This is a genomic window from Bradyrhizobium sp. (genome assembly GCF_049512235.1).
Lineage (GTDB): Bacteria > Pseudomonadota > Alphaproteobacteria > Rhizobiales > Xanthobacteraceae > Bradyrhizobium.
On record NZ_JBEKXH010000540.1, the window covers coordinates 1 to 4103 of the forward strand.

The 4103-nt window shown below is 63.1% G+C and carries 3 protein-coding genes; 1 reads left to right on the forward strand and 2 read right to left on the reverse strand.

Annotation, left to right across the window (positions count from 1 at the left end; translation table 11 throughout):
- Nucleotides 1-524 precede the first annotated feature (524 nt).
- Nucleotides 525-2459, forward strand: coding sequence for an alkyl/aryl-sulfatase (locus tag ABSG20_RS31295; protein WP_423868315.1), 1935 nt, complete (start codon nucleotides 525-527; stop codon nucleotides 2457-2459).
- A 478-nt stretch (nucleotides 2460-2937) separates the two neighbouring features.
- Here ABSG20_RS31295 and ABSG20_RS31300 read toward each other — a convergent pair whose 3' ends face one another.
- Together ABSG20_RS31300 and ABSG20_RS31305 are read right to left on the reverse strand one after the other, a co-directional pair.
- Nucleotides 2938-3642 carry an ABC transporter ATP-binding protein gene (locus tag ABSG20_RS31300; protein ID WP_423868316.1) on the reverse strand — a complete coding sequence of 235 codons (705 nt, stop codon included), beginning with the start codon at nucleotides 3640-3642 and terminating at the stop codon, nucleotides 2938-2940.
- Nucleotides 3642-4103 (reverse strand): ABC transporter ATP-binding protein C-terminal domain-containing protein (locus ABSG20_RS31305; RefSeq protein ID WP_423868317.1); only part of this gene is annotated, 462 nt, incomplete at its 5' end. The genes ABSG20_RS31305 and ABSG20_RS31300, both read right to left, overlap by 1 nt.

The following is a 4103-nucleotide window of genomic DNA, read 5'->3' on the forward strand; positions in this document are numbered from 1 at the left end:
TGCTTCGTCGCAAGAGCTCCTCGCAATGACGCGGGAGTATCCTCGTCCCAGGTTTCGTATTAGGAGCAAGGCTTCGCCCCGGAGCGCAAAGGCTTGCGTCTCGAAGGATGGCAGCTTGCACCATGTTTTGCGACCATCCTTCGAGACGCATCGCTGGCGCGATGCTCCCCGGGGATGAGGACCGCGTAAGAAGTTGGTGATCGACGGTGGCACCATTTCCAAACCGGCCGCGGCGTTTCAACGGGTGGTCCAGCGTGCCGTGCTCCCCGCGCGGGAGCTGCGTCGCCCTCTGGTGACAGGCGTTCAAGGCCATCGGCTTGCCGCCACCGGTAGCAAAACCAGAAACCGGATGGCCTCCATTGTCACCTCCGATAGATCTGCCACGGCAGCTCGCAACCTGGTTGTCAGTAACGCCGCCTTCATCACATCGCAAAGACTTGCCGGGCAGGGGGCATGTTGCGATGCGTTCGGCTTGAGAACGCATCGGGTGTGATTTACGCTGATCAGAAGAGAGTAAAACAGACATGAGTCAAACGGGCCACAGCGCATTACCCAAGGACGCCTCGGCATCGGTCGTCGCCCAGCAGGCGGCGACGCTGCAAGCGCTGCCGTTCTCGGATACAAGCGATTTCGACGACGCCTCGCGCGGCTTTCTCGGGACACTGGACCATGCGCGGATCGCTTCGGCGCAGGGCAGGGTGGTCTGGAGCCTCGAGCCTTACGGATTTCTGTCCGACCCGGAGGCTCCCGCGACCGTCAACCCAAGTCTGTGGCGGCAGTCGCGCCTCAACATGAATCACGGCCTGTTCGAGGTCATGCCCGGCGTCTATCAGATTCGCGGGCTCGATATTGCCAACATGACGCTGATCGAGGGCGAGCGCGGCGTCATCGTGGTCGATACGCTGACCTCGATCGAAGGCGCGCGCGCCGCGCTGCAGCTTTATTTCCAACACCGCGGCAAGCGGCCGGTGGCCGCGGTGATTTTCACCCACACCCACACCGATCATTGGGGTGGCGCGCGCGGCGTGCTCGATGACGGTATGCTGGCGAGCGGCCTTGTGCCGATCATCGCGCCCAATCTCTTCATCGAGCACGCGGTTTCGGAAAACATCATCGCCGGGCCCGCGATGCTGCGGCGCGCGCAGTATCAATTCGGACCATTCCTGGCCAGGGGTCCGCGCGGGCAGGTCGACTGCGGCTTGGGCAAGTCGATGGCGGCGGGCGCGGTTGCGCTGCTGCGGCCGACCGACCTGATCATGGCGACCGGCGACAGGCGCAGCATCGACGGACTCGACTTCGAATTCCAGATGGCGCCGAACAGCGAAGCGCCGGCGGAGATGCATTTTTTCGTCCCGCGCTACAGACTGCTCAATCTTGCGGAAAACTGCACGCATAATTTCCACAATCTGCTGCCGTTCCGCGGCGCCGAAGTGCGCGACGCGCTCGCCTGGTCGAAATATCTCGGCGAAGCGCTGCAGATGTGGGGCGGCAAGGCCGATGCCATGTGCGGCCAGCACCACTGGCCGGTCTGGGGCCGAGAGCGCATCGACACCATGATCTCCCAGCAGCGCGATCTCTATAAATTCGCCCATGACCAGACCATCCGCCTGATGAATCACGGGCTCACCGCGAGCGAAATCGCCGAGACCATCCGCTTGCCGGCGAGCCTCGAAGGCGCCTGGCACACCCGCGGTTACTACGGCCATATCCGGCACAATGTGAAGGCGGTCTATCAGAAATATCTCGGCTGGTACGACGCCAACCCGGTCAATCTCGACCCGCTGCCGCCAATAGAGGCCGGCAAGAAATATGTCGAATATATGGGTGGCGCGGAGGCGATGCTGGCGCGGGCAGCGCAGGACTTCGCCAAGGGCGAATTTCGTTTCGTGGCCCAGGCCTTGAGCCATCTGGTGTTCGCCGATCCCGGCAATCAATCGGCCCGCGCGCTGCTTGCGGACACGTTCGAGCAGCTCGGCTATGGCGCGGAAAGCGCGACCTGGCGCAATGCCTATCTGTTCGGCGCGCAGGAATTGCGTGAGGGCATGCCGAAGGTGCCGCAGCGGCCGATGCTGCCGCGCGAGACGTTGGCGGCGTTGCGCACCGAGCAGCTCTGGGACGTGCTTGGCGTCAGGCTCAACGGGCCCAAGGCCGAGGGCAAGCACATCGTGCTCAACTGGAGTTTTACGGACACCAACGAGAGCTTTATTCTCACGCTGCAGAACTGCGCGCTGACCCATAGCGGAGGTCGGCAGGCGGCCACGGCGGATGCCGGCTTTACCCTGACGCGCGGCACGCTCGACGAGGTGATGGCAAAGCAGACGAGTTTTCCGGAAGCCGTCGCCGGCGGCAGCATCAAATGCAGCGGCGATCCGGACAGGCTTTACGAGTTGATGGCGCTGATGGACGAGTTTCCGCGGATGTTCGAGATCGTCGAGCCGAAACGGGCGGTGGTTACGTAGGGTGTGAAGGCATGGCGCCGCGGCCGGAGCAAGTTGCGTCCCTGGCCGATCAAGGACAGTAGATGAAGTCCGCGGGCACGGCGGAGCAGGTGTCCTCGCCACGTTCTCGATGGCTTGGCGCAGATGGTCAGCGATCCATTTTGCGCGGTAAGCCTGTCAGGCTCGTCCAGTGGCGCATGGCAGCAATGTTCCGGGCCTAGTGGATCGATTCCATTAAATCAATCGTTTCCAAGCTCTCGGTCCTCATCCGGAGTTCCCCACCGGCGGTGCCCCTGCGCATGAAACCCGGTTTCGAATGAAAGCCTGGCTCAAAATAGGGCCGATAGGGTGCTTGTCTCGGCTCGTCATTGCGAGCCAATCGGGCGCGCGAATGCGCGCTCGATTGAGCGAAGCAATCGATCGCCCGCCACAGAAAGAAAAGCTGGATTGCTTCGTCGCAAGAGCTCCTCGCAATGACGGATGGAAGGTCCTCGTCCTGCTAAATTCCGAGATAAGCGGCCTGGACCTGCTTGTTGTCAGCCAGTTCCGCGCTCGTGCCGTGCATGATCACCCGGCCGCTTTCCAGTACATAGGCGCGCTGGACCAGCGACAGGGCGCGGCTGACGTTCTGCTCGACCAGCAAAATCGCCGTGCCCATCCTGTGGATTTCGCCGATCTTCTCGAACGTCACGTCGGTCATGACGGGCGCCAAGCCCAGCGAGGGTTCATCGAGCATCAGGAGCCTTGGCTTGAGCATCAGGCCGCGGCCGACCGCCAGCATCTGCTGCTCGCCGCCGCTCATGGTGCCGGCGAGCTGCCTGCTGCGGTCGGAAAGCCGCGGGAAGATGCTGTACACCAGTTCGAGCGTCCGGCTGCGTTCGGCTTTTGCCTTCGGCACGTAGGCGCCGATCTCGAGATTTTCCTGCACCGTCATTTCGGGAAATACCTGACGTCCCTCCGGCACATGGGCAATGCCCAACTCCGGAATCCGGTGCGGTGCAAGGGAAGCGAGATTGGTGCCGGCGAATGTGATGGCGCCGGAGGTGAGCTTCACGAGGCCCGAGATGACGCGCAAGGTCGTGCTCTTGCCGGCGCCGTTGGCGCCCAAAAGGCCGACAGCTTCGCCTTCGGCGATCTCGATGCTGACATCAGAGATCGCCGGCACCGAACCGTAACTGGCGCACACGGCTTCCAACCTGAGCACTAGCTCTCTCCGGCGGCCTTGGGGTGCACGTACGAGCCGAGATAGGCACGGATCACTTCCGGATTCTCCACGATTTCCTTGGGCGCGCCTTCCGCGATCTTCTGGCCGTGATCGAGCACCACGATGTGGCGGGCAACCGCCATGATGGCGCGCATCACATGTTCGACGATGACGATCGTCAAGCCGCGGCTGGACAGTTTTCCGATCAGCGCGACCGCCGCGTCGATCTCGGCAGGGTTCAGGCCGGCCATGACTTCGTCGAGCAGCAGCAGGCGGGGCTGCGTCGCCAGCGCGCGCGCCATTTCGAGCCGGCGCTGATCGATGGTGGTGAGGTCTTTTGCAGCCGTGTGCTCCCGGGCCGAAAGCCCGACGAAGGCGATCGCCTCGCGGGCCTTGTCGCGCGCCGCGGCCGCATTCTTGTCGCGCAGGAAGGCCCCGGTCATGACGTTGGCGAGCACCGT